Here is a 26,107-nt window from a genome sequence, read left to right as displayed (position 1 = left end):
GATGGACCGATGCATGCAGTGAAGCGCTTCGCAACGATCATCGGTCTATTGACCGCGGTACTGGTCCTTGGCCCCAACGCCGGACTGGCACACGCGGCCGATGCATCGCCCGCCGGGGATGTGTTGTCCCTCGGCGACCCGGCTGCCCCGGGGCAGATCGATCTCTACCTAGACCCGTTGTGCCCGTACAGCGGGAAGATGGTTCAGAGTCAGGGCGAGGAGATCGGGCGGCGCATCGAGTCCGGCAAGCTGCACGTCAACCTCAGGTTTGTGGACTTCCTCGATAAGTACTCTGCCAGCGGCACATACGACAGCCGTGCGATCTATGCCAGCTTCGTGGTCGCCGATCAGTCCCGGTCAAGCGATATCACCTGGCGCTTCATCCGAGAGTTCTACGCCAAGGACCAGCAGCCCGAGGAGGAAGGTGACACGGACCTGAGCAACGACCAGCTGGCTGGGCTGGCCGCCCGAGTCGATGCGCCCCAGAGCGCACAGGATCTGATCAGGGTCGGGCTGCCAGTGCCCTTTGATGCCCGTGCCATCGCGTCGAACAATCTGCCGCTGCTGCGCGCCTTTCCCAAATCCGGTGTGCCCATGGTTGTCATCGACAATCAACCCGTTGATGGAGAATCGGCCTGGCTAGATCGCATCCCGCGGTAGCGGCGTCGCTCTGCGAAATACTGGTGAGGTGGCAGTGAACTCGAAGGTTTCACGCTCATGGCTTCTGGTCAATCCTTCCAGGGAGCCCGACCTCGGTGCTGCGGTCGCATCCACACATGCCGACGAGGTGATCTTGGACCTGGAGGACGCCGTCGCACCGAATGAGAAAGAGTCGGCACGCGCACGCGTGCTGGCATATCTCAACTCAGGCGGGCGCGCCTGGGTGCGCGTGAACGATGCTTCCAGTGATTTCTGGTCGGCCGACTGTCGAACACTCGCGGAGGCCCAGGGCCTCAAGGGTGTGGTGCTGGCCAAGACCGAGGGTGGCAATCACATGTGGGACACCGCCAACCGCCTCGGTGGCGAAACTCCTGTGATCGCTCTGATTGAGACCGCGCGGGGTCTGTCCCGCGTACACGACATCGCGGCGGCTCGCCCCTGCTTTCGTATCGCCTTCGGCGTCAATGACTACACGCTCGATATCGGTGTCGATCCAGACCCACTGGCCCTGGCGTACAGCAGATCCCAGCTTGTGGTGGCCTCGCGCGCCGCACACATTCCGGGACCGATCGACGGACCAACGCGCGACCCGGCCGAGCTGGCCGAGGGAGTCGCGCTGACTCGCCGCATGGGTATGACAGGAAAGCTGGCGCTGCACTCATCCGATGCCGACACCATCAACAGGGGTTTGAGCCCCTCCGATGACGACGTTTTGTGGGCTCAGGACTTCGTAGAGCAGTTCAACAGCCACGGGGGGAAGCCACAGGACGGCAGCGACCTGCCCCGGCTGAATCGCGCCCGGATCATTCTGGAGCGCGCACGGATGCTGGGCCTGATCACGCCGTAGCCGTCAACCGCGACAACGCCGCCACGGTGAGCGCCTCAACCCCGGTGCTCAGCGTCGGTTCCAGCACCGGGGCGAACTCCGGAGAATGGTTGGACGGCACAGGCTTTCCGGCCGCCGCGGCATCCTCGAAACGCTGTTGCTCGTACCCTCCCCAGAACCAGAACGCGGTGGGGACACCGGCCGCGGTACCGAAAGATCCGACATCCTCACTGCCTGCCAGCGGATTCGGAGACTCAATCACCCGTTCGGCACCGAAGTGCTCACGGAACACGGCGGCAATCGCCTGCATCGCCGCGTTGTCGACGACGGTGATCGGGAAGGTGTGCATCGACGTCACCGCCGGTTCCTTGTCGGCACCCGAAGCCGCTGACTCGGCCTGAGCGATCCGCGTGATGGACGTCAGCGTCTTGCGCCGCACCTCCTCATCGAAGGTGCGGACGTTGATACCGAGTTCGGCGTCATCGGGGATGATGTTGTCCTTCGCCCCCGCATGTAGATAGCCGACGGTGACCACGGCGGGTTCGAACGGGGACAGCTCGCGCGAGACGATGGTCTGCAGACGCTGCACCACATTCGAGGCCATCACCACCGGATCGACGGTCGATTCCGGTTGCGAGCCATGGCCGCCCCGCCCGAACAGTTGCATCTTGAGCGAATCCGAGGCGGCCAGCGCCGTGCCCGTCTTGTACGCGATCATCCCGGCAGGCAACGGACCGACGTGTTGACCGAGAACGACCTCAGGCTTGGGGAACCGATCCAGGATGCCGTCGGCGATCATCGCCTTCGCACCCCCGCCCACCTCCTCGGCGGGTTGGAAAACCGCGACCACCGTTCCCGACCACGCGGTCTTGAGTTCATTCAGCAGCCGAAGGGCGCCCACCAACGCGGTGACGTGCATATCGTGCCCGCACGCGTGCATGACAGGAACATCCCTGCCGTCCGGGTTGGTGGCGCGAACGGTGCTCGCGTAGGGAAGTCCGGTCTGCTCCTGTACCGGAAGTGCGTCGAAGTCGGCCCTGAGCCACACCACCGGACCGGATCCGTTGCGCAACACGGCCACAACTCCGGTTCCCCCGACGCCCGATGTCACCTCCAGCCCGAGTGGCGCAATCGCCTCCTGGATCTTCGCCGCGGTCCGGTGTTCCTGGAATGAGAGTTCCGGATGCTGATGCAGGTCGCGGTAAAAGGCGGCTAAGTCCCCCAAAGTGTCCGCCCAGTTGTCGGGCAGCGTGATCGTCATCCGGGCTCTCCCACTCTTTATGTTGCCACGTCTTAGACCGACCATACGGCGGTCGTGAGGACCTACCCTCGGACATGTGAGCCAGTCCACCGTTACCGAACTGTCCGTCGACACCATTGTCGTCGGAGGCGGGATGTCGGGCGCGTCGATTGCCTACGAGTTGGCCGAAAATCACACCGTCGCACTGCTGGAGCGCGAATCGACGCTGGCGTTTCACACCACCGGAAGATCTGCGGCCACCTTCATCGAGAACTACGGAAATCCCGTCATCCGGATGTTGACGGCGGCAAGCCGCGACTTCTTCACCGACCCCCGCGAGGGCTTCGATGCCCCGCTCGCCACATCGTTGCCGCTGCTGATCATCGCCGATGACGCGCATGCGGAGACGCTGCGCGAACTACATGGCCTGGCCTTGCTCCAGGGCTGTCATACGGAGCTGGTCGACGGCGCGGCGGCCGAGGAGATTAACCCGTACCTGCGCCCCGGACACACGCGACTAGCGACGATCGATCCGACTCCCATGGAGCTGGACGTCCACGGGCTGCACCAGGGCTATGTGCGCGGGCTGCGCCGCCGCGGCGGAAGCATCGTCAAGTCGGCGCCCATCGTAAGCAGCACCCGCCATCGGGGCAGGTGGGTTCTGAGGGACTCATCCGGACGGCAATTTGAAGCGGAAACCGTCGTGAACGCCGCTGGCGCCTGGTGCGATGAACTCGCGCAGGCCATGGGCGCGCAGCCGGTGGGGATCATGCCGCTTCGGCGTACCGCATTCATGGTGTCCGCGCCGCAGCAGAGGTCTGACGGCTCGATTCCTATGACACTGGACACGTCAGACACCTTCTATTTCAAACCCGACGGCACCCAGTTCCTGTGCTCGCCCGCCGACGAGACGCTCCAGGCGCCCGGCGACCCCCGACCGGACGAGCTGGAGATGGCGCGGGCGATCGGGATGATCAACGAGGCCACCACCCTCGGTATCCGGACCGTGAATTCCGCATGGGCGGGGTTGCGGTCCTTCACCCCCGATCGCACGCCGGTTGTCGGAGAAGACCCGGATATCGAGGGCTTTTTCTGGTACGCGGCTCAAGGTGGCTATGGCATCCAGATGGCCCCGGCGCTCGCGCGGGTTGGGGCCGCGCTGGCCGCACAGTGCCCGGTTCCACAAGATCTGGCCAGTCGCGGAGTGGACGCGGCCATGCTGTCGCCCGGTCGCGAGTCGCTGCGCACCAGCCGCTAGCAGCCGTCCCGCAGACCCGGACCGCGCCGAGCGAATCCTGTTATCGTCGGCGTCGATGGTGAATATGGATCGGCGCCGGATGATGGCGTTCTCAGGGCTTGGCATGTTGGCAGCAGCGGCTTCTATGCCGCAGGCGTGGGCGCAACCCGCACCACAGAACCCGCCCAACCGGCCGCCAGCGGCACCCCCCACCGGCAAGTACGTCTTCGTCGACGAGTTCGACGGCCCGGCCGGGTCGGCGCCCGACGGGTCCAAATGGGCTGTTTCGAAAGCTCGCGAGTCCATGAAGGACCCGACGTTTTGGGAGCTCCCCGAGAACGTCGGCCAGTACCGCGACGATCGCAAGAATGTCTACATCGACGGCAACTCGAATCTGGTCATCAAGGCCGCCAAGGAAGGCAACACCTACTACGGCGGCAAGATCTACAGCACCACCGAACTTGGTATCGGCTACACCTGGGAAGCGCGTATCAAGTTCAACTGCCTGACTCCGGGCGCGTGGCCCGCGTTCTGGCTCGGCAGCGACCAGGACGGTGAAATCGACATCGTCGAGTGGTACGGCAACGGCAGCTGGCCGGCCGCAACTACGGTGCACGCCAAGGCAAACGGCTCGGAATGGAAGACCCACAATCTGACCCTGGACAGCGGCTGGCACACCTGGCGCACCCAGTGGGACGACAAGGGGATTCGCTTCTGGCGGGACTACACCGATGGGGCGGCGCCGTACTTCGATGTCCCGGCCAACTCCCTGGCGGACTGGCCGTTCAACAATCCCGGACACAAGGCCTTCGCGGTGCTGAACCTGGCCGTGGCCGGATCCGGCGGTGGTGATCCGCGCGGCGGCACCTACCCCGCGGAGATGCTCGTCGACTGGATCAGGGTCTGGTAGCTCAGCTGCCGATCTCGTCTCATCATCGGCGCTCATCATGCGAGCGGCGGCGTTGCCACGGATACTCGATCCATGGCTGAGGTTACGGATCTTGCACCGATAGGCGCCGTCACCCGGACACAGGTGGGTCGCGAGGCCACCGAGCCGATGCGTGAAGACATCCGGCTACTGGGCACCATCTTGGGTCTTACGGTGCGTGAGCAGTGCGGCGACGAGGTCTTCGAGCTCGTGGAGCGAGCGCGAGTGGAGTCGTTCAGGGTGCGCCGATCGGAGATCGATCGCGCCGAACTGGCGCAGCTGTTCGACGGCGTCGACATCCACCGAGCCATCCCCGTCATCCGGGCTTTCACCCATTTCGCGCTGCTGGCCAATGTGGCCGAGGATATCCATCGAGAGCGCCGGCGGGCCGTGCACGTCGCCGCGGGCGCGCCACCACAGGACAGTAGCCTCGCCGCCACGTACCTCAAACTCGATGCCGCACAACTTACTTCGGATCGCGTAGCACACGCTCTCACCGGCGCGCTGGTGTCGCCGGTTATTACCGCTCACCCGACCGAGACCCGCCGACGTACCGTGTTCGATACCCAGCATCGCATCACCGAGCTCATGCGGCTGCGAATGCAGGGACTGTCGCAGACCGAAACCGGCCGGGATATCGAGCACGAACTTCAGCGGCACATTCTCACACTGTGGCAGACGGCATTGATCCGGTTGTCCCGGTTGAAGATTCAAGACGAAATCGCCGTGGGGCTGCGCTACTACCAGGCCTCGTTCTTCGAGGTGATACCTGAGATCAACGCCGAGATCCGCACGGCGCTACGCCGCCGGTGGCCGGATGCCGAGTTGCTCAGCGAGCCGATTCTGCGGCCCGGATCGTGGATCGGTGGTGACCGGGACGGAAATCCGAACGTCACCGCCGAGGTAGTGCATCTTGCGACAAGTAGTGCCGCACAGACGGCGATCGCCTACTACTTCGAACAATTGGTGGCACTGGAGCAGGAGTTATCCCTATCCGTCCGCCTGGTCACAGTCTCCGCCGATCTGATCGCATTGGCCGAGCAGGGCGGCGAAACCGACCGGGCAGACGAGCCCTACCGTCGAGCATTACGCGTCATCCACGCGCGCCTCACCGCGACGGCCGCGAACATCCTTGACCAGCTGCCCGAGCACGGTCTGGATCTCGACCTGATTCCGTACCGCACGCCGGACGAACTACTGCGAGATCTCGACATCGTGGACGCTTCGTTGCGCGCGCACGGCAGCGTGGTGCTGGCGGACGATCGACTGCGTACGCTGCGAGAGTCCGTTCATGTCTTCGGTTTTCATCTCAGTGGGCTGGACATGCGGCAGAATTCGGATGTCCACGAAGAGGTGGTTTCCGAGTTGCTTGCCTGGGCCGGTGTGCATTCCGACTACCGATCGCTCTCGGAGCCGCAGCGCATCGAGGTACTCGTCACCGAGCTACGTACCCGCCGCCCCTTGATCGGCGAAGGGGCCGAGCTCTCCGAGCTTGCCCGCAAAGAACTCGACATCGTCGCAGCCGCCGCGCGAGCGGTTCAGACCTATGGCCCCAGGGCGGTGCCTAACTACATCATCTCGATGTGCCAGTCGGTTTCGGACATGCTGGAAGCGGCAATCCTCCTGAAGGAAGCAGGATTGCTGGACGCGTCACGGCCACGACCGTTCTGTCCGGTGGGCATTGTGCCGCTGTTCGAGACCATTGACGACCTACAGCGTGGATCCGCCATTCTCGAAGCAGCCTTGGAGCTTCCGCTTTACCGGGCACTGGTGGCGGCTCGAGGCGAAAGCCAAGAGGTCATGCTCGGGTACTCGGACTCCAACAAGGACGGCGGCTACTTGGCTGCCAACTGGGCCCTGTACCGCGCCGAACTGGATCTGGTGGAATCTGCCCGCAGGAACGGAATCCGATTGCGGCTCTTCCACGGCCGCGGCGGCACTGTAGGACGCGGTGGCGGTCCGAGTTACGACGCCATTCTGGCCCAACCGCCCGGGGCGGTATCCGGATCACTTCGTATCACCGAGCAGGGCGAGGTGATCGCCGCCAAGTACGCCGAACCACGCGCGGCCCACCGCAACCTCGAGACGCTGTTGGCCGCAACCCTGGAGTCGACGCTGCTCGATGTCGAAGGATTGGGAGAGGCGGCGGGCGCGGCATACGAAATACTCGATGACCTTGCCGCGCGCGCCCAAAGCACCTACCGCGAGCTGGTGCACGAAACACCCGGCTTCGTCGAATATTTCAAGGCATCGACGCCGGTCAACGAAATCGGCGCGCTGAACATCGGCAGTCGCCCAACCTCCCGGAAGCCCACCACATCGATCGCCGACCTACGCGCCATCCCCTGGGTTTTGGCCTGGAGCCAGTCGCGGGTGATGCTGCCCGGCTGGTACGGCACGGGCGCGGCGATCGAACAGTGGATCGCCGAAGGCGACGGGCGGCTCGAGGTGCTGCAACAGCTCTACCGTCGGTGGCCGTTCTTTCAGACGGTCCTGTCCAATATGGCCCAGGTGCTGGCCAAGTCAGACATGGGATTAGCGGCCCGCTATGCCGAACTCGTCGACGATGAAGCACTGCGGCACCGGGTGTTCGACAAGATCGTGGCCGAGCACGACAGAACCATTGCCATGCATCAATTGATCACCGGGCATGAGGATCTGCTTGCCGACAACCCGGCGCTGGCACGTTCGGTGTTCAACCGCTTTCCCTACCTGGAGCCGCTCAACCACCTACAGGTGGAACTGCTGCGCCGGTACCGATCCGGCGATCAGGACGAGCTGGTGCAGCGCGGCATACTGCTCACGATGAGCGGCCTGGCCACCGCGCTGCGCAACAGCGGCTGAGATATCAAGCGCCGGAACATGACTCCCACATGTTGCGCCATTGCGCTTCCTCTTCTTGTTTGTCACGATGCTGACCGGCGGAAGGCTCGGTGAGGGTGATCTCCGGATGCGGCAGTGTGAAGAAGTCGCCTTTGCCTTGTGCCGCACGATGTTGCCCGGTATCGAGGTAGCAGTACCCCAGTCCCGAAAGTGCTGCGGTCCGGTCGGACCTCTCGAGATAGTGCAGCACATTTTGGGCAGCCGCTTTTGCACCGTTCTTGGCAAAGATGGCCGCCTTCGGCAGTGGCCTGCCGGAGGGGGATGTCACCGATACGGTGTCACCGATAGCCCAAATGCCCTCATAGGGCGTTTGCATGGTCTGCGCATCGACGCCGATCCATTCCGGCCCGTCGATGGTCACGGACGGCTCGTGAGGCGGTACGAACACCAACAGGTCGAAGCTCACTGTGGTGCCGTCGGCGAACACGACAACCTTTCCGTCCGGGTCAACGCGTTCTGCGGTGTGTTCACCGTGGAAGGTGATGCCGTTGTCCTTGAGTAACTGCACCAGCTGAGGTCCCGCGTAAGGGCCGGCCGAGGGCATCGGGTGCTTCTCCGGGGTGTACACGCTGATGTCGACATCCGATCGCATGTTCTTGTCGTTCAAGAAGTCCGAGGCCAGTAGGGCGCCCTCATACGGAGCCACCGGACAACGGTAAGGCTGTGAGGTCACCAGGAAGACGATCTTGCTCCCCGAGAAGCCTTCCATCGCGCGCCGGGCATCACCGGCCGCGTCGACGCCGTAGTAGTGCACCGCCTCACCTCGTGCTGCTGCTTCACTCAAGCCCGGAATCTTGTCGAGGGCGTTGCGCGCACCGGTGGCGATGATGAGCGCGTCAAAGTCCAGAGCCGATGCGTCGGAAAGGGTGACGGTGCGGGCAATGGGATCGATGCCGATGACGGAACCGGTGACCGTGGTTATCCCCGACAGCGCCTCGGAGCTGGGCCGTATCGGCACACTTGCCGCGTCGCGCCAGCCCCTCATGACCCACGGCAAGGTAAATCCCAGAAAGTGCGCGAAGTCCTCGTCCACGATGGTGATGTCGAGGTCGCCCAGTGGCACCTGCGACTGGCGGAATTCGTTGACCACGCTCAGACCGCCGATTCCCGCACCCAGGATGACAACCTTCTTCTTCATGTTCTGCGATCCCTCTTCCTGAACAGGCCCCTAAGCGGGCGCTTTGTTTTCACGGACGTAAGACGTGGCGACCACGCCTGGGCTTAATGCGCCGGGCGCGGGCGCTGCAACTGGGTGAACTCCGGCACACCCGCCAGCACGGTGACCGCGTCAAAAAGCGCACGCGCGTTGCCGTGCTCCGGCAATGCCGTCAACACAGGGCCGAAGAACGTGCGGCCGTTGATCTGCAACAGCGGGCTGCCGCCGACGTCTCCCAACGCCTGCTGCCCGGACTCATGCGAGGAACGGACCAGTGCATCGAGGGAACTGTCCGATAGCGATTCACGTGACACCCCGTGGGGTGCGACCGCCGCCAGTACCCGGTCCACCAGATATGCGTCGAAGGGCATCGACTCATCGAAATACAGTTCACCGAAGCTGAAGTACGCGGTGTGCAGGCCCTGCTGACCCAACTCACGATGGACGCCTGCCATCAGCCGACCCACCTGTCGCGAGTCCTCCATACGTGCTTGTTGTGCGGGCGGGAGCTCCCTGCCCTCATTCAAGACCGCGAGGTTCATCAGCTGCCAATCGATCGACAGGCCCGACTGGTCCGCGAGTGTGTTCAGCCATCGCGCGGTATTCCAGGAGAACGGGCACACCGGGTCGAGCCACACCCTCACGTCGAACGTGTCGGCTTGCGCAGAACCACTGCCTGTGGACATTCGGCGTCTCCCATCACGGCTCACAAACTCGTTCTCATTCCGTTATACCATACCCCCTACGGTATATAAGCCGGGATGAGATTCCGGGGGCTATATACCGTAGGGGGTATGGTATTTGTAGCGTCGACGCGAGCGAAGAGGTCACACGTTGGCGCCGAAAGCATTTGATCTACAACAGAAAGGTGGCCAGAAGGTGCGCACAGCAACAGTTGCCGTGATGCGGCGCGCGTGGGTTGCGGCGGTGGTTGCATGTGCGGTCGGTGTCGGCGCAATCGCCGTGAATCACCTGCGAGGAGCGTTCGGCTCCGAACCCATATTCTCGGCCACCGGCAGCAGCGCACAGCCACTCGCGCCCTCGGCGATCAAACACGTGCGATACGAGATCTACGGCCCCACCGACACCACGGGTGCGGTGAGCTACCTCGACAAGAACGCGCAACCACAGTCCGCCGATTTCACCACTTTGCCCTGGACCTACACAATCGAAACCACCGTGCCCGCGGTTATTGCCAGTGTTGTGGCGCAAGGCAATAGCGCCGCGATCGGGTGCCGGATCACAGTGAACGGCCGAATCGAAGACGATCAGTCTGCTGACGGGCACCACGCCCAGATCTCCTGTCTGGTGAAAGCAGCATGAACCCTCCTGCTCAAGAACTTCCTGCCTTCATGCGATTTGTTCGCAGATTCGCCATCCCCATTGTGCTGGCCTGGCTACTACTGACCGTGGCGGTGAACCTGCTTGTGCCACCCATTGAATCGGTGGCAAGAGATCACGCGGTGACGATGTCGCCGCGTGACGCGCCGGCGATGATGGCGGCTAGGCACATCGGTGAGAAGTACCACGAATCTGACTCCGACAGCATGGCCATGATCGTGCTGGAAAGCGACAATCCGCTCGACGCATCGGCACACCACTACTACGACAACCTGGTACGCGCACTGCGGACAGACACTGGCCACGTTCAGCACGTTCAGGACGTGTGGGGCGACCCGTTGACAGCTTCCGGTGTTCAGAGCCGCGACGGTCACGCCGCGTATGTACAGCTCAATCTGGCTGGCGACCAGGGCAGCACGCTCGGCAACAAGTCGGTGACAGCGGTCCGCACAATCGTGGACAGCTCCCCGCCACCGCCGGGCCTCAAGGTTTACGTCACCGGCCCGGCGGCGCTGACCACCGACATGAATGAGGCCGCCGACAAAAGCATGCTGATCATGATGGGCGTGACCGGCGCAGTCATCATGATCATGCTCCTCATCACGTACCGCTCCGTCAGCACGATGCTGCTGGTTCTGGTCATGGTTGGCTTCGAGATGGGCACCGCCAGAGGTGTTGTCGCGATTCTCGGTAACTACGACCTCCTGGGATTCTCGACATTCGTGGTGGCCATGTTGTCCTCGTTGGCGATTGCCGCGGGAACCGACTACGCCATCTTTCTCATCGGCCGCTATCAGGAAGCGCGCCAAGCCGGCCAGGATCAAGAAACCGCGTACTACACCATGTTCCGGGGAACCGCCCACATCATCCTGGGATCTGGTCTGACCATCGCCGGTGCAACGCTGTGTCTGCATCTCGCGCGACTGTCGTACTTCAAGGCCCTCGGCATCCCCTCTGCACTAGGGCTGCTGGTGGTTGTCGCAGGCGCCCTCACCGCGGCGCCCGCCGTCGTCGTCCTCGCAACCAGGTTCGGGCTGCTGGAACCCAAACGAGCCGTGAAAGTTCGGCGGTGGCGGCGTATCGGCACCGCCACCGTGCGCTGGCCCGGCGCGGTGCTCGCCGCCTCACTGGGCATAGCGATCATCGGTATCGCGATCATGCCGACCATGAAGGTCAGCTACAACGACCGGTTCTACATACCGGCCGACCTGCCTTCGAACGTCGGCTACGCGGCCGCTGAACGCCATTTCACCGCCGCCACAATGAATCCCGATATTCTGATGATCGAGAGCGATCACGATATGCGCAACTCCGGCGACATGATCATTCTTGACAAGATCGCCAAAGACGTGTTCCGTTCACCCGGAATCGCCATGGTACAAAGCATCACCCGCCCCTTGGGGGGCCCGATTGAGCACACCTCCATCCCTTTCCAGATCAGCGCCCAGTCGATTCCGATCCAGCAGAATCTTCAGTTCATGAGGGACCGCGCAGCCGACATGCTCACCATGAGTGAGGATCTCGGCTCCATGATCGGCTCCATGGAGCGCATGCGATCCCTGCTGAGCCAGATGAGCGACACAACGCACCGCATGAGCGCGGACATGACAGATGCGACAGCAACACTCAACGAGATTCGGGACCATCTGGCCGACTTCGACGACGTGATACGACCGCTGCGCAACTATCTCTACTGGGATCAGCACTGTTTCGATATCCCTGCATGCTCTGCCATACGTTCGGTGTTCGACGCCATCGATGGCGTCGACACGTTCAGCGACACGATGCGCACACTGACCGCAGACGTCGGAAACGCCGACGCAATCATTCCGCACATGGCGGCCCAATTTCCCCCGATCATCGCCGTGGCCAAGTCCATGCGCGCGAGCCTGCTGACCATGCACAGCAGCTTCTCGAACCTGGTGACACAGATGGCGCAGATGACCGACACCGCCAGCGCGATGGGACAGGCCTTCGACGCCTCCCGGAGCGGCGATTATTTCTATCTTCCACCAGAAGCATTCCAGAATAAGGACTTTCAGCGCGGGCTGAAGCTGTTCCTGTCCCCCGACGGCACAGCCGCGCGCTTCATCATCACCCACGACAAGGACCCGGCCACCCCCGCAGGAATCTCCTCAGTCATCTCCGAGCTGGAGGCCGCCCATCAAGCTGTCAAGGGAACCTCCCTGACCGGCGCCGAGTTCTACCTCACCGGCACCGCCGCGATCTACCGCGACATCCAATCTGGCTCTCGCTATGACCTATTGATCGTCGGAATCGCCGCCGTGACACTGATTTTCGCCGTGATGATGATCATCACACGGGCACTGGTCGCCTCACTGGTCATCGTCGGCACCGTACTGCTGTCGCTCGGCGCCGCGTTTGGGCTGTCGGTGCTGGTGTGGCAGCACATTTTCGGCCTCGAGCTCAACTGGATCGCGCCAGTCTTCGGATTGATCATCCTGCTAGCTGTCGGCTCCGACTACAACCTACTGCTCGTATCCCGATTCCAGGAGGAGATCGGCGCGGGACTCAAGACTGGCATCATCCGTTCAATGGGAGAAACCGGCGGAGTCGTCACGTCCGCGGGGCTGGTGTTCGCATTCACCATGATGTCCATGGCTGCAAGCGATTTGAGCTCGATCGGCCAGGCCGGAAGCACGATCGGCCTAGGCCTGCTGTTCGACACACTCATCGTGCGCTCACTGATGACCCCGTCCATAGCCGGGTTACTCGGCCCATGGTTCTGGTGGCCGCTGAGAATACGCACCTACCCTATACCCAGGAGGGTATACTGCCAGTAGCTAGGCGCCCCTGAAAGGTAGAGACATGATCGACGATCAAGACAGCATCACCGCGATCCTCAGCAGACTGCGCCGGGCACAAGGTCAGCTCAACGGCGTCATCAACATGATCGAGAACGGACGCGACTGCAAAGACGTGGTGACTCAGCTGGCTGCCGTATCGCGTGCCCTCGACCGCGCAGGATTCAAGATCGTCGCCACCGGGCTGCGAGAATGCATCACCGCCGATCGCAACGGAGACACCGCGCCCATGACCGAGGCCGAACTCGAGAAACTGTTCCTAGCCTTGGCGTGAGCGCGGCGCCTCGCGCCTACCTTTCGCGGCTCAGATATCGCCCGAGAAATCTGCGGTGAACCAGCGGTCGGGACGGATGGTGAACAGTACGTTCTCGCTGCCGTCGTAGCTGCGTACAAACTCCCGGCCGCCCTCCTCACCGAGGTAGCGGATGGCGATTTCCTCGCGCGCCGCCACCGGGGCCGGCTCAGCAGCCTCCACGACAGTGCCCTCGACGACGACGTACTGATAGGGCAGCTCTTCCTGCTGAACCGTCAGCGTCACCGCCCCGGCCTCCTGGATAAGCCGTGCCTTGCGATTTCCCGCACTCGTGCTGATACGGATGTTTCCACCGGGGACGTAGTCGTACCAGATCGGCACACTGGCCGGCGGGCGCTCGTTGGCGGCAACCGACAGCACAGCGATGTGCTTGGCCGCAAGAAAATCCTGACGCTCTACTTCGCTGAACTGACGTGACATGTTGCGTCAAACCCCCCGATCTGTCGGGCTTATTCCCGCACCTAGATTCATCTGGATTTGATCCCCCAAAGCACATTGGCGAGCAAGGCATCCACAAAGTCCGCCGTGAGCGGCTGATCCGGTACCAACAGCCGGTGGTAGCAAGCGCCCCACAGTTGGTCCACGACGACTTCCGGGTCCGTGGCCGCACCAAGCTGGCCGCGTTCCTGCGCGCGGCGCAGCGCCGCTACCGCAAGTGCGCGCCGCGGACCCGAATACCGTTGCAGAAAGGCCGCTTTCAGGTCAGGATCGAGCTGCGCCTGACCTATAAGCTCCCCGATGATTCCGCCCCCGACCGTGTCACGGATGACGCCGAGGAACGCGCGCAGCTGCACGCGGAGGTCGCGCTCGATCTCCCCGGTATCGGGGAACCCCAATTCCGGTTCAACCTTTCGGAAGTAGCCATCGAGCGCGAGGGCGCCCTTCGACGGCCACCACTTGTAGATCGTCATCTTGCTCGCACCCGAAAGAGCAGCGACTTTCTCGATGGTGAATCCGCTCATGCCATCGGCGAAGAGCAACTCACCCGCCGCCTGCAGCACTTCCTCGCGCACCTCGTCAGCCGGGCGACGCCCTCGTCGCGGCCGCCTCACCGCGTCCCGTTCCGCCTGGGCCACCATCGCCTCCGTACCCTTGCCAACTATGTGTACGTACCGTACATTATCGATATGTACGATACGTACACATAATCGATCGGAGGTCGCGCATGAAGATGACGGGCAATACCGTGTTCATCCCCGGAGCCACCAGTGGGATCGGCTTGGAACTGGCCATAGCCTTGCAGGCCAAAGGCAATACCGTGGTCGTCGGCGGCCGCCGCACCGAGCTGCTTGAGCGAATCCACGCCGAGCACCCCGGCATCTCGGCAGTGCAGATCGACATCTCCGATCCGGCGAGCATCCGCACCGCCGCCCAGCAGGTACTCACCGAGCATCCCGACGTGAACGTCCTCATTGCGATGGCGGGCATCATGCGCGTCGAGGACTGGCACCACCCTGAGTCTTTTCTTCAGTCGGCCGAGGAGATCATCACCACGAACGTGCTTGGCACGATTCGGTTGATCGCCAACTTCATCGAGCACCTACAGGCCCGACCGGAAGCCACCGTCATCACAGTGTCGTCCGGATTGGCCTTCGCACCGCTGAAGGTCACCCCCAGCTACAACGCATCCAAGGCTGCCATCCACATGCTCAGTGAGACGCTCCGGCTGCAGCTCGCGGATACCACCGTGTCGGTCAAGGAACTCCAGCCACCCGCGGTTCGCACAGATCTCATGCCGGGCCAGCAAGAGAGCGACTTCGCAATGCCCCTGAAGGACTTCGTCGACGAGGTGATCACCCTGCTGGAGACGCAGCCCGACGCCAACGAGATTCAGGTAGAGCGGGTGAAGTTCCTACGCTACGGCGAGGCACGCGGTGACTATGACCACGTCGTCGCGACGCTCAACGCCTCCGATCCACACGCTCGCCAATAGCGGGTGTCGCACACCTCACCTGGATACCTCGCTTCGCTCTTGCCAAGATTGAGTGGATGACTGACGAGGCGAGCACCGGCGCACCCGGCACCAAGATCGCGCTGGCGCTAGGCGCGGGCGGGGCCCGCGGTTACGCGCATATCGGTGTGATCCAGGAACTGCGCGAGCGTGGCTTCGAGATCTCCGGGATCTCGGGGTCATCGATGGGTGCGCTGGTCGGCGGGCTGGAAGCAGCCGGTGCGCTCGACGGATTCACCTCGTGGGCGACCTCGTTAACGCAGCGCGCGGTATTGCGGCTGTTGGATCCGACCTGGACCAGCCCCGGCTTCTTCCGTGCGGAGAAGATTCTGGACGTCGTGCGCGAACTACTCGGCGACGTCGCGATCGAAGACCTGCCTATCCCGTTCACCGCGGTCGCGACCGACTTGATCGCCGGAAAGTCGGTGTGGCTACAGCGCGGCTCATTGGCGTCGGCCATTCGCGCATCCATCGCGATTCCCGGAATGATCTCTCCACATGTACTCGACGGCAGAGTGCTGGCCGACGGCGGTGTTCTCGATCTGATGGCGGTGGCCCCGCTGGCCGGGGTGCACGCCGAGCTGCGAGTGGCGGTAAGCCTCAGCGGAGGCGAAGAAGTACGCGCCCCGGCGCCGCCGCTGGACCCCGAGCCCCGTGAGCCGCGCGTGACGACGGAGTGGTTGAACCGGCTGCTGCGCAGCACCTCGGCGCTGTTCGAAACCGATGGCACCGAGGCCGCTGGCCAACCGGATCCCGCCGCGAAACTGACGAGCTTCGAGGTGATGAACCGCACCATCGAGGTCATGCAGTCCTCCCTTGCCCGGATGCAGCTCGCGGCACACCCGCCTGATGTTCTCATCGAGGTGCCGCGCAGTGTCAGTCGCAGTCTGGACTTTCATCGCGCCTCCGAGGTCATCGAGGTCGGGCGCCGTTGCGCCGCTGAGGCTCTCGATACATACGCGAACACGAACTAGCCGTTGCCATCCCGTCCACCAGTCGAATGACTGATGGCCGACCATCGCGACCGCCGCTAGCATCCAATGAAGAGTGTCAACCGTCCCTGACCGTCCAGCACGCCTCATCCCCTTGGAGGGCACCATGGCCCGCACAGTCTCGCAACTCATCGTCGATACCGTGAAAGCCGCTGGTGTTCAACGTATTTATGGCCTTCCCGGCGACTCGTTGAATGGCTTCACCGAAGCTCTGCGCCGCGATGGCACCGTGGAGTGGGTTCACGTGCGCCACGAGGAGGCGGCAGCATTCGCCGCAGGAGCCGAGGCCGCACTGACCGGCGCTCTTGCGGTGTGTGCCGCCAGCTGTGGTCCGGGCAATCTGCATCTCATCAACGGGCTTTTTGACGCACACCGCAGCCGCGTTCCCGTCCTGGCAATCGCATCGCACATTCCCAGCGCCGAAATCGGCAGCGGCTACTTCCAGGAAACGCATCCACAGAATCTGTTCGCCGAATGCAGTGTGTACAGCGAGCTGGTGAGCAGCGTTGAACAGCTGCCCTACGTCTTGGACACCGCCATCCGGGCCGCGCTGGATCAGCGGGGTGTTGCCGTCCTGACGATCCCCGGAGACGTCCTCAGCGCCAAGACAGATGTGGCACCGCCCTCGGCGCCCATCGTCGCCGGCATCGGGACCCGTCTGCCGGACCCCGAGTCCCTAGAGCGAGCGGTGCGCGTACTGAACGGGTCCAGCACGGTCACGATCCTCGCCGGAGCCGGCTGTGAGGGCGCCCATGCCGAGCTGCTGGCGGTAGCCCGCACGCTGCAGGCCCCGATCGTGCACACGTTGCGCGGCAAGGAATTCGTCGAGTACGACAACCCGTTCGATGTCGGCATGACGGGCCTGTTGGGATTCCGTTCCGGGTACGACGCACTCGAGGACACCGACGTGCTACTGATGCTCGGGACGGATTTCCCGTATCGACAGTTCTACCCACCGAAGGCGACCGTGATTCAGGTCGATATCCGCGGTGAACACATCGGCCGTCGTGTCCGGGTGGATGTCCCACTCATCGGTTCGGTGAAAGACACTTTGCAGCAACTTAATTCGACACTTGTTCCGCATTCCGACAGCAAGCATCTAGAGCGCGCGAAAGAGAACTACACGCGTACGCGTGCTCAACTCGACCGGCTGGCGGTGGACGATCGCAATCAGACGCCCGTGCGGCCGGAGCTGGTAGCGCGCAGGATCGACGAGCTGGCTGCCGAAGACGCGGTATTCATCGCCGATGTCGGCACACCCGTCATCTGGGCCGCGCGCTACCTGTCCATGAATGGCAGACGACGCCTGCTCGGTTCGTTCAACCACGGAAGCATGGCCAATGCGGTACCCCAGGGAATCGGCGCCCAGGCGTCACATCGCAGCCGCCAAGTCGTCACGCTCTCTGGCGACGGCGGCCTCGCGATGATGCTGGGAGACCTCATCACATTGACCCAGTCTCAGCTGCCCATCAAGATGGTGGTGTTCAACAATGGCGCGCTCAGCTTCGTAGAGCTGGAAATGAAGGCCGCCGGAATCGTGAACTACGGCACGGCCCTGGACAACCCCGTCTTTGCCGACCTCGCAAGGGCACTCGGGATTCATGGTGTCCGCGTGGAGCGCCCGGACCAACTCGACGCCGCGTTGTCGGACGCCTTCAGTCACGACGGCCCGGCCCTCGTGGAAGTGCTCACCGCCCGCCAAGAGCTGTCGATTCCACCGACCATCACCGCCGCGCAGGTCGCAGGCTTCTCCCTGTGGGCAACGAGAACCCTGTTGTCGGGCCGCGGCGACGAGCTCATCGACCTGGCCAAGACGAACCTGGGCGCGCGTCTGCGCCGCCGGTAAGTCTCAGTCACTGCTGCCACGCGGTCGTGGCGCTACCATCGCAAACGCCATGACCGCTGCTCCTTCCCCTCCTACGTTCGTCGGGCGCGACGACCTGCGCGACGTGGTCAGGCGCGTCGCGACCACGACAGACAACGCGCCCAATGTGTTACTCCTGCTCGGAGACGCCGGGATTGGTAAGTCAGCGCTGCTGCGGGATGCCACCGCAGCTGCCGCGAACGCCGGAGTCCGGGTGCTCTTTGCCGCCGGGAGCCAACCCGATCTGTTGCATGCCTACACGTCCCTGGCCGAACTCATCTGCCCTTTGAACGAGCACGTCAACGCGCTGCCCAGGCTGCTGCGTGACACCCTCAGTGACATCCTCGGGATCAACAACACACCCTCATCGCCCAGTCCAGTCATCATCCGGCATGCGCTCCTTGCCCTACTGCAATCCGTAGCCCGTGAACGCCCGCTCCTTCTCGCGCTCGACGACGTCGACCTACTCGACCGCGATTCACGTGAAGTGCTGACCTCCGTGTCCCGCAGGCTCATCCACACTCCGGTGTCGGTGATCATGACGGGCCGACACCGAGATGGGCTGCCTGGCCTCGACTCGGCCATCACAGTTATCGACGTACCGGCACTGAGCGACCGCGAAGCGAGTGATCTCCTCGACACACAGATGCCGCCCCCCGAGCGTGGCGTTCGCGGTGAGATCATCCGGTGGGCGGATGGAAATCCGTTGGCGCTGATCGAAGGGGCACGCTTCTACGGTCTTTCCGGCGCCACGGTGTTCCGCGGAAACAACATGGCCGGATACCGCGGTGCGCATTTCATCTTCTCCATAGAGCTGGCGGCACTTGATAAGATCACCCGAAAACTGTTGTTGTACAGCGCATCCGGTTCGGGATACGAAACCGTGGACATCATCACCGATGTGGCCGGCCACGGTACCGACGTATCCGTCTGGAACGACGCCGAGAACGCTGGGCTACTGAGAATCACCCCGGATAGGTTGATCAAGTTCTGCCATCCACTGCTTCGGGCTCTCGCCTATACCGATTCAACCCTGACCGAACAACGGGAAGCCCATCTCGCCTTCGGGCGATCTCCGCTACTCGACAATGCCTGCCGTGCCTGGCATCTGGCTGAAGCAGCGGGCGGGCCAGATGAGGCCATCGCATCGGCACTGGAACAGTCCGCGCAACTGGCCCAGGAGCGCGGCGGCTACCTGGAGGTCACACGTGCGCTGCAGCGTGCCGCAGAGTTGAGTCCATGTGATGACGATGGTGCGCGCCGGTACGCCCGGGCCGCGGCGGCCGCGAACTTCGGTGGCGACACTGCCTGGGCACTCACACTCTGCGACAAGGCTTCTCAGTTAACCAATCAACCCGATATTCTCGGTTACGCCTCCCTCACCCGAGCTTCCATCAGGCTGCAATCAGCACAGGCGACCGAGGCCTTCGAACTGGTTCGCCGCTGTATGGAGGGAGCAACGCCTCCGGAGGGCCGGCTTGCCCTCACGCTGGCTCACCTGGGCGCCTCGGCCTCCTACTATTCCGGGGATATCGGACATCGCGAAGCGCTCCAGAAGTGGCTTCCCCGCCTTCCCTTCGATGACACCGAACAGGCGGAGACGCCGGCCGAATTCTTCACATTCCCGGAGGGTGCTGCCGCCCTGCAGCGCACCTACATCGGCATGTACGCAGATACCGCCTCTGCAGGGCACGCCAGGCCGACATCCTTCGACCGGTGCTGGCTGACACCGCAGGCGCCGATCCTGGAACCCTTTCGGCATCTCGTCGTGGGCCTCATGGCAGCCTCCACCGACGACTCCGGCCTTGCCGTTCGCCATCTCTCGGAGGCGGTTGAATCCCTCAAAGGCGGTAGCGGCATGCGGGGCTTCACCTATGCACTGGCACCCCTCGCCTGGGCACTGCTGGACACGGGCCGCTGGAATCAACTCGGCGAACTCCTTGCTGCCACCGCGGACCTGTACGAGCTCGACGATCTCGCACTGCTGCACAGCGAAACCGCCGTCTGTCGTGCGCAGCTACTCGCGTATCGCGGTGACGTCATCGCCGCGACAGCGGCGTTGCGCAGTATCGACACGTCCTCGTTGGATACGACGTCAGGAGCGACACGCACCGCGCTCGCGCGCGCATGGGGGTGGACGGCGATCCTCCACAACGACTTCGACGGTGCGTATCAATACTTCCGCGCGCAGTTTCATTCCGACGGGACGCCCACGCACTTCGTCGTATCGCACCGCGGGTTAGCCGAACTGGCCTGGGCGGCTGCGCGTAGCGGCCGCGCCGAGGAGGTTCGGCCGTTGATCGAAGCCATCGGAAGGCAACTGGACCCCGCGTCACCCACACGAATCCGGCTGCTGCATCACCAGGCAATGGCCCTGGTGTCCTCAACCGCGAACGCGGAGGACTACTTTCGGCTCGCGGTAGACGATTCCAGCGGAGATCAGTGGCCACTTGAAGGCGCTCGCGCCCGGCTGCACTACGGAGAGTGGTTGCGCCGAGCCCGTCGTCCCGCTGAGGCGCGTCCCCTCCTATCGACGGCGCTGGCGGTTTTCGAGCGCCAGGGTGCCGAGGCGCTGGCGGCACTCGCCCGTGCCGAATTGCGTGCCGCGGGCGTCGTCTCGAAATCTGCCCGCACCACCGCAGGCTTCGAATCGCTGACCGCGCAAGAACAGCAGATTGTCAGGCTTGTGGCGTCCGGCATGACCAACCGCCAGATCGGCGATCAGCTCAACCTCTCACCTCGCACCATCGCATCTCACCTGTATCACGTCTACCCCAAGCTGGGGATCAGCCGACGGCACGAGCTGCGTGACCTGATCACGTAGCTGGGCCCGCACCGCACCAGTCATATGACTGATGCGCCCATGTCCACGGTGACGCATAGTGCACCCATGACTACCCTGCCCACGGCGGCACTGCAGGTGGCAGAGTTGTCCGCGCTCCCCGAGGGGGCGCCGTACGCCACCCGAGTGAGCGGCGTGGACATCGTTCTGATTCGCCAGGACGAGGCTGTTTCGGCGCTGTACGGGCGCTGCGCACACCGCGGTGCCCTGATGGCCGACGGCCACCTCGAAGGTGACCTCCTGGTCTGCGGGGTCCACGGATGGCGTTACGAAGTGGACAGCGGTATCTCACCGGTCAATCCTTCGGTGGCGCTGACGAAATTTCCCGCCTGGGTCTCCAACGGCACTGTCTACGTGGATGAATCGGCTGTCTCGGCATTCGCGAAGGTACATCCGGTGTCGTACGAGGACGACGGATATCAGGGCGCGTGGATCAAACCTTCTGATACCGCGGAGGAGCCCTTCGTCACCCAGATCCACGAGCTCGCCGCGCACGGGCTCGACAGGGTCGGGCATCACGGGACGATGGCGGCGATGGGGGTTCCGCGCGACAAACTGCCCTCGTGGGATTCGATTCAGCTGGTGACCGGCCAGCTGGCTCGTCTGCCCCTGCTGGACGACGAACCCGTCGACACCCGCACGGTGATCGGCCCGGGCGCACGGCGCCCGCTGTCCCTCGACATCCCCTTGTTTGTCAGTGATATGAGCTTCGGGGCACTCTCGCAAGAGGCCAAGATCGCGCTGGCCGCAGGCGCCGAGCTCGCCGGAACGGGAATCTGTTCGGGTGAAGGAGGCATGCTCCCCGAAGAACAGCAACACAATTCGCGATACTTCTACGAGCTGGCCTCCGCCAGATTCGGATGGAGCTTCGAGCACATCAAGAAGGTGCAGGCTTTTCATTTCAAGGGCGGCCAGGGTGCCAAGACCGGTACCGGCGGGCATCTGCCCGGCAACAAGGTCGTCGGGAAGATCGCCGAGGTCCGTGGTCTCGCACCGGGCACTCCCGCGATCTCACCGTCTCGCTTTCCCGATTGGACATCCCTGGACCAGTTCCGTGACTGCGCGAACGAGGTGCGCGAGTTGTCGGGGGGAATCCCGGTCGGCTACAAGATGAGCGCACAGCACATCGAGCGCGATATCGACGCGGCGCTCACCATCGGCGTCGACTACATCATTCTCGACGGTCGCGGGGGTGGCACCGGCGCTGCACCAATTCTCTTTCGCGACAACATCTCCGTACCAACCATTCCGGCTCTGGCTCGCGCGCGTCGACATCTCGATCGCTCCGGTGCACGGGAGGTGACTTTGGCGGTGACCGGCGGCATCCGCACCCCGGCCGATATGGTCAAGGCGCTGGCGCTGGGCGCCCACGCCATTGGTTTGTCCAACGCTGCACTGCAAGCCATCGGCTGTGTCGGCATGCGCGCCTGCAACACCAACACCTGCCCTGTCGGCATTGCCACCCAGAATCCAGCGCTGCGTGATCGTCTGCCCATCGATCTTGCGGCCGCGCGATTGCAGCGATTCCTGCAGTCCACCGTCGAGCTGATGGCGATACTGGCCAGGGCATGCGGGCATCGCCGTCTCGCCGACCTGGAGCTCGACGATCTCGTCACATTCGACCGCGACTTCGCATACCTCAGCGCAGTCCCCTACGCAGGAGCGATACCACTGTGAGCGAACAGGAACTGGTCTGGCACAAGGCGGCTGATCAGGATGCGCTGGATGAGGGTGAGGTGACGGTCTGCCCGGTGGGCCTGAAGTCCGTGGCCTTGACCAAACTGCGCGGCCGTTTCGGTGCCATCGACAACCGGTGCCCCCACCAGGGCGGTCCGCTGGGCCAAGGCACCTTGGAGAACGACAAGATTCGTTGTCCCTGGCATGGATTCGACTTCGACCCGTTCACCGGCGAGGCAGCCGGTGGACCCGACTTCGATGTGCTGACCTATCCCGTGGACGTGCGCGAGGACGGCGTGTACGTGGGCACTGAGCCGCCGGCTCCTCATGTCCGCACGGTCAGCGACGTGCTGATTGAGACCATGACCAACTGGGGTGTCGACACCGTCTTCGGTATGGTCGGGCACTCGAATCTCGGTGTCGCCGAGGCGATGCACCGCGCCGAAGGCGACGGCAAATTGCGGTACTTCGGCATCAGGCACGAGGGCGCGGCGGCCTTCGCCGCCTCGGCATACGGGAAGCTGACCGGACGCCCCGCCGCGTGTTTCGGTATCGCCGGCCCAGGTTCGACGAATCTGTTGACGGGGCTGTACGACGCGAAGGCCGATCGCGCACCGGTGCTAGCCATCTCAGGCAACGTGGATTCATCGGTGGCCGGTAAGGGCGCCTTCCAGGACATCGACTTGCTGGCGGCCTTCGCCGACGTGTCCGTGTATTCGGCGATGGTGCGGGCGGGCTCCGACCACGCCGAACTGATGACGATGGCGCTCAAGCACGCCATCCTGGAGCGCGGTGTCGGCCATCTCGTGCTCCCCGACGAGGTCCAGGTACTCCCCGCGCCCGACGAACCGGCCACCGGGCCGCAGGGCCGCATGCCGGATCTGCGGGTGGGCCCACCCGCGGCGGCGCTCGACACGGCGCTGCGCCTCATCGAATCGGCCACGCGCCCAGTGATCGTGGTGGGCGCCGGTGCGAAATTCGACATGGCAGCCATCGCCGCGCTGGCCGAGCGGCTGAACGCCCCGATCCTCACCACCTTCAAGGCCAAGGGTCAGATCTCCGACCGTCATCCGCTCGCCGGCGGGGTACTGGGCCGCTCGGGTACACCGGTTGCGTCTTGGATGATGAACAAGACCGATCTGCTCTTGGTATTCGGCGCATCGTTCTCGAATCACACGGGCATCTCGCCCTACAAGCCGACCATTCAGGTCGACACCGACCCACTGGCGCTCGGCCGCTTTCGACCGGTCACGGCACCCGTGCTCGGTGACGTTGGTGTGACGGCCGCGGCGCTGTCCGATGCGCTCCGGACAAACCCGGCGCTAGTCGACCAACGCCCCGAGCTCGCGGAGCGCTGGTCGGTATGGCGCACCGAAAAGGCGCGCCGGGCCGCCGCCCCCGCACATGGACGGGTGTCTGCTGCCGCCGTCTTCCATGCGCTCAACGGTTTGGCGCCCGAAAATGCGGTGCTGACAGTCGATGTGGGCAATCACGCGTACTCGTTCGGCCGCTATTTCGAGCCCACCGCACAGGCGGTGCTCATGTCGGGGTATCTCGGCTCTATCGGCTTCGGTTTTCCCGCCGCCATGGGCGCCTGGGCAGCGGCCCCGGACCGGCCCATCGTCGCGGTGACCGGTGACGGCGGTTTCGGTCAGTACCTCGCCGACTTCACCACTGCCGTGAAGTACGACATGAATATCACCCATATCCTGCTCAACAACGGCGAGCTGGCCAAGATCAGCGAGGAACAACGCAGCTCCGAATACGCCGTGTGGCAGACGTCGCTACACAATCCGTCGTTCGCGGAGTTCGCCCGCGACTGCGGAGCGTATGGCAGGCGCGTGAGCGATGCGTCCGAGCTGAATTCGGCGATCGCCGAAGCGCTCAGTCATCCTGGGCCTGCCCTAGTCGAGATCCTGACGGACCCGCGGTCGCACTAGCGAATCCCTTGGGTTATCCACAATCCGCGGTTTGTCCACAACCAGGGCACAGCACGCGGTGCGGCTCAACAGATTCCCCTAAAATCGAAAATGTGTTCGATTCATTGGAAGACGCCGACCTGATCGATGTGATCACCTCGGCACAGCGTGCCGAGGCGCAGGCATGTGCCCGACGGTTACATGCCATCGGCGTGCTCGTCGACCGGCACGCTGACCTCGACAGGGCCGATGTGCGTGACCGTCACCCCCTGGATCGCTGGGACAGGGTTGCCGCCGAAGTTGCAGCGGCTCAGGGCATCACCCAGGCATTGGCTTCCAGCCAGATGCGGTACGCCCAGGTTCTGCGGCACCGCCTCACAGCAGTCGCTGAACGCTTCGCCGCCGGCGATCTTGACTTCAGGACCGTCGCACTGATCGTCAATCGGACCGAACTCGTCGACAACGACGCCGCGGTGACCCAGGTGGATGCCGCGATTGCGCGGGCCCTGCCCCGCTGGACGCGCTGGTCACACAAACGCATCACCGCGGCACTCGATGCGTTAGTGCTTCACTTCGATCAGGATGCCGTGCGGCGCACCAGATCCGCCAAGGAGGGCCGGCATATCGAAATCCGCCCAGCCGACACCGGGGAACCCGTCGCCGAGATCTGGGGCACACTGCAGGCCACCCACGCCGTCGCGCTGGACAGGCGACTCGATCTTCTGGCCGACACCGTGTGCCCAGCAGATCCACGCACGAAAGCCCAGCGCCGTGCCGATGCGGTCGGTGCGCTGACGCGGGGTCTTAATCAGATGCGTTGCACCTGTGGACGTCCCGACTGTGCTGGACGCGATATCGCCGATGTCGCGGTCGTCGTCAACGTGGTCGTCAACCAATCCACCCTCGACGGTCTAGACGATGTACCCGCCCATGTCCCAGGCTTCGGGATGCTTGCCGCCGAGCAGGCGCGCACCGTGGCCTCCGGCGCCCGCACTCGGACACTTGGCGATTCCCACAGCACCGGATACCGCCCATCCGAAGGGCTTGTGGCTTTCGTGCGATCCCGCGACCAGCTCTGCCGATTCCCCGGCTGCGAGTGCGCCGCCGACCGGACGGACACCGACCACACCGTGCCGTGGGCCACCGGTGGTCCCACCACCGGCACCAATCTGAAAGCGTTGTGCCGCAAGCACCATCTCCTCAAGACCTTCGGCGGCTGGACCGAGATGCAGGAGCCCGACGGCACCGTGCACTGGAAGGCCCCGACGGGGCACACCTATGTCACCACTCCTGCCAGCCGCTTCCTATTCCCCGCCCTTACCCGCCTGCGCACCCGAAAACAGGAACGCGACCGTCGGCGCCAGTTGGAGCGAAAGCTCAACTTCAAGGAACGATTACAACGCGAGGCAGCACTGGCCGCACTCACCGCTCAGGATCCGCCACCCTTCTAGAG

At 63.7% G+C, this 26,107-nt stretch carries 20 protein-coding genes; 15 read left to right on the top strand and 5 right to left on the bottom strand.

The genetic code is table 11. The features are described 5' to 3' along the window. The first annotated feature begins 9 nt into the window (after window positions 1-9). Both AOT83_RS07115 and AOT83_RS07110 read left to right on the top strand, forming a co-directional pair. A complete protein-coding gene (locus tag AOT83_RS07115) occupies window positions 10-660 on the top strand; it encodes a thioredoxin domain-containing protein (protein ID WP_030097567.1) in 651 nt (216 codons plus the stop codon). Window positions 661-694: 34 nt separating this feature from the next. Next, on the top strand, window positions 695-1,507 hold the full coding sequence (locus AOT83_RS07110; RefSeq protein ID WP_030097568.1) for a CoA ester lyase: 813 nt from the start codon (window positions 695-697) through the stop codon (window positions 1,505-1,507). Here the strand turns inward: AOT83_RS07110 and AOT83_RS07105 are convergent. Further along, the gene (locus AOT83_RS07105; RefSeq protein ID WP_030097569.1) at window positions 1,497-2,747 is read right to left on the bottom strand and encodes a M20 family metallopeptidase; all 1,251 of its coding nucleotides are present in this window, start codon (window positions 2,745-2,747) and stop codon (window positions 1,497-1,499) included. The two genes, AOT83_RS07110 and AOT83_RS07105, sit on opposite strands and share 11 nt — an antisense overlap. Window positions 2,748-2,823: 76 nt before the next feature. Here AOT83_RS07105 and AOT83_RS07100 point away from each other — a divergent pair, with 76 nt between their 5' ends. The 3 genes from AOT83_RS07100 to ppc all read left to right on the top strand — a co-directional run bounded on the left by AOT83_RS07100 (window position 2,824) and on the right by ppc (window position 7,735). After that, window positions 2,824-3,984 carry an FAD-dependent oxidoreductase gene (locus tag AOT83_RS07100; RefSeq protein ID WP_057964618.1) on the top strand — a complete coding sequence of 387 codons (1,161 nt, stop codon included), beginning with the start codon at window positions 2,824-2,826 and terminating at the stop codon, window positions 3,982-3,984. Window positions 3,985-4,039: 55 nt separating this feature from the next. Beyond that, window positions 4,040-4,873, top strand: coding sequence for a glycoside hydrolase family 16 protein (locus tag AOT83_RS07095; RefSeq protein ID WP_030097571.1), 834 nt, complete (start codon window positions 4,040-4,042; stop codon window positions 4,871-4,873). Window positions 4,874-4,945: 72 nt separating this feature from the next. Further along, on the top strand, window positions 4,946-7,735 hold the full coding sequence (gene ppc, locus AOT83_RS07090; protein WP_030097572.1) for a phosphoenolpyruvate carboxylase: 2,790 nt from the start codon (window positions 4,946-4,948) through the stop codon (window positions 7,733-7,735). Between the two features lie 4 nt (window positions 7,736-7,739). Here ppc and AOT83_RS07085 read toward each other — a convergent pair whose 3' ends face one another. Together AOT83_RS07085 and AOT83_RS07080 are read right to left on the bottom strand one after the other, a co-directional pair. Continuing rightward, window positions 7,740-8,912 (bottom strand): FAD-dependent oxidoreductase, encoded by a 1,173-nt coding sequence (locus tag AOT83_RS07085; RefSeq protein ID WP_057964617.1) that lies wholly within the window; start codon window positions 8,910-8,912, stop codon window positions 7,740-7,742. Between the two features lie 83 nt (window positions 8,913-8,995). After that, a complete protein-coding gene (locus AOT83_RS07080) occupies window positions 8,996-9,616 on the bottom strand; it encodes a hypothetical protein (RefSeq protein WP_057964616.1) in 621 nt (206 codons plus the stop codon). Window positions 9,617-9,833: 217 nt separating this feature from the next. Between AOT83_RS07080 and AOT83_RS07075 the strand changes: the two genes are divergently transcribed. From AOT83_RS07075 to AOT83_RS07065, 3 genes are read left to right on the top strand one after another with little or no spacing between them, the layout of a single operon-like run. Next, window positions 9,834-10,253 carry an MmpS family transport accessory protein gene (locus AOT83_RS07075; protein ID WP_057964651.1) on the top strand — a complete coding sequence of 140 codons (420 nt, stop codon included), beginning with the start codon at window positions 9,834-9,836 and terminating at the stop codon, window positions 10,251-10,253. Window positions 10,254-10,282: 29 nt separating this feature from the next. Continuing rightward, on the top strand, window positions 10,283-13,075 hold the full coding sequence (locus AOT83_RS07070) for an MMPL family transporter (protein WP_198528408.1): 2,793 nt from the start codon (window positions 10,283-10,285) through the stop codon (window positions 13,073-13,075). 25 nt (window positions 13,076-13,100) lie between these two features. Further along, complete coding sequence (locus AOT83_RS07065; RefSeq protein WP_030097577.1) at window positions 13,101-13,370, top strand: metal-sensitive transcriptional regulator; 270 nt, start codon at window positions 13,101-13,103, stop codon at window positions 13,368-13,370. A 30-nt stretch (window positions 13,371-13,400) separates the two neighbouring features. Here AOT83_RS07065 and AOT83_RS07060 read toward each other — a convergent pair whose 3' ends face one another. Continuing rightward, on the bottom strand, window positions 13,401-13,829 hold the full coding sequence (locus AOT83_RS07060; RefSeq protein ID WP_030097578.1) for a pyridoxamine 5'-phosphate oxidase family protein: 429 nt from the start codon (window positions 13,827-13,829) through the stop codon (window positions 13,401-13,403). 47 nt (window positions 13,830-13,876) lie between these two features. Continuing rightward, window positions 13,877-14,422: a TetR/AcrR family transcriptional regulator gene (locus AOT83_RS07055; protein ID WP_030097579.1), complete on the bottom strand. Its 546-nt coding sequence runs from the start codon at window positions 14,420-14,422 to the stop codon at window positions 13,877-13,879. Window positions 14,423-14,574: 152 nt separating this feature from the next. On the opposite strand from AOT83_RS07055, the gene AOT83_RS07050 reads away from it, so the two are divergent. The 7 genes from AOT83_RS07050 to AOT83_RS07020 all read left to right on the top strand — a co-directional run bounded on the left by AOT83_RS07050 (window position 14,575) and on the right by AOT83_RS07020 (window position 26,105). Further along, entirely contained in the window at window positions 14,575-15,342 is a 768-nt protein-coding gene (locus AOT83_RS07050) for an SDR family NAD(P)-dependent oxidoreductase (RefSeq protein WP_057964614.1), read from the top strand. A gap of 56 nt (window positions 15,343-15,398) precedes the next feature. Continuing rightward, window positions 15,399-16,334: a patatin-like phospholipase family protein gene (locus tag AOT83_RS07045; RefSeq protein ID WP_030097581.1), complete on the top strand. Its 936-nt coding sequence runs from the start codon at window positions 15,399-15,401 to the stop codon at window positions 16,332-16,334. Between the two features lie 124 nt (window positions 16,335-16,458). Beyond that, a complete protein-coding gene (gene poxB / locus AOT83_RS07040; RefSeq protein ID WP_057964613.1) occupies window positions 16,459-18,198 on the top strand; it encodes a ubiquinone-dependent pyruvate dehydrogenase in 1,740 nt (579 codons plus the stop codon). Window positions 18,199-18,247: 49 nt separating this feature from the next. Further along, window positions 18,248-21,040, top strand: coding sequence for an AAA family ATPase (locus tag AOT83_RS07035; RefSeq protein WP_057964612.1), 2,793 nt, complete (start codon window positions 18,248-18,250; stop codon window positions 21,038-21,040). A gap of 66 nt (window positions 21,041-21,106) precedes the next feature. Beyond that, the gene (locus AOT83_RS07030) at window positions 21,107-22,735 is read left to right on the top strand and encodes a glutamate synthase-related protein (protein ID WP_057964611.1); all 1,629 of its coding nucleotides are present in this window, start codon (window positions 21,107-21,109) and stop codon (window positions 22,733-22,735) included. After that, window positions 22,732-24,675: a thiamine pyrophosphate-binding protein gene (locus AOT83_RS07025; RefSeq protein ID WP_057964610.1), complete on the top strand. Its 1,944-nt coding sequence runs from the start codon at window positions 22,732-22,734 to the stop codon at window positions 24,673-24,675. Before AOT83_RS07030 ends, AOT83_RS07025 begins: the two co-directional genes overlap by 4 nt. A 92-nt stretch (window positions 24,676-24,767) precedes the next feature. Next, window positions 24,768-26,105, top strand: a complete 1,338-nt coding sequence (locus AOT83_RS07020) for an HNH endonuclease signature motif containing protein (RefSeq protein ID WP_057964609.1) — start codon at window positions 24,768-24,770, stop codon at window positions 26,103-26,105. The last annotated feature ends 2 nt before the right edge of the window (window positions 26,106-26,107 follow it).

This window comes from Mycobacteroides sp. H001 (assembly GCF_001440005.1).
Taxonomy (GTDB): Bacteria; Actinomycetota; Actinomycetes; order Mycobacteriales; family Mycobacteriaceae; genus Mycobacterium; species Mycobacterium gwanakae.
This window is presented reverse-complemented; position numbering and strand designations above follow the sequence as displayed.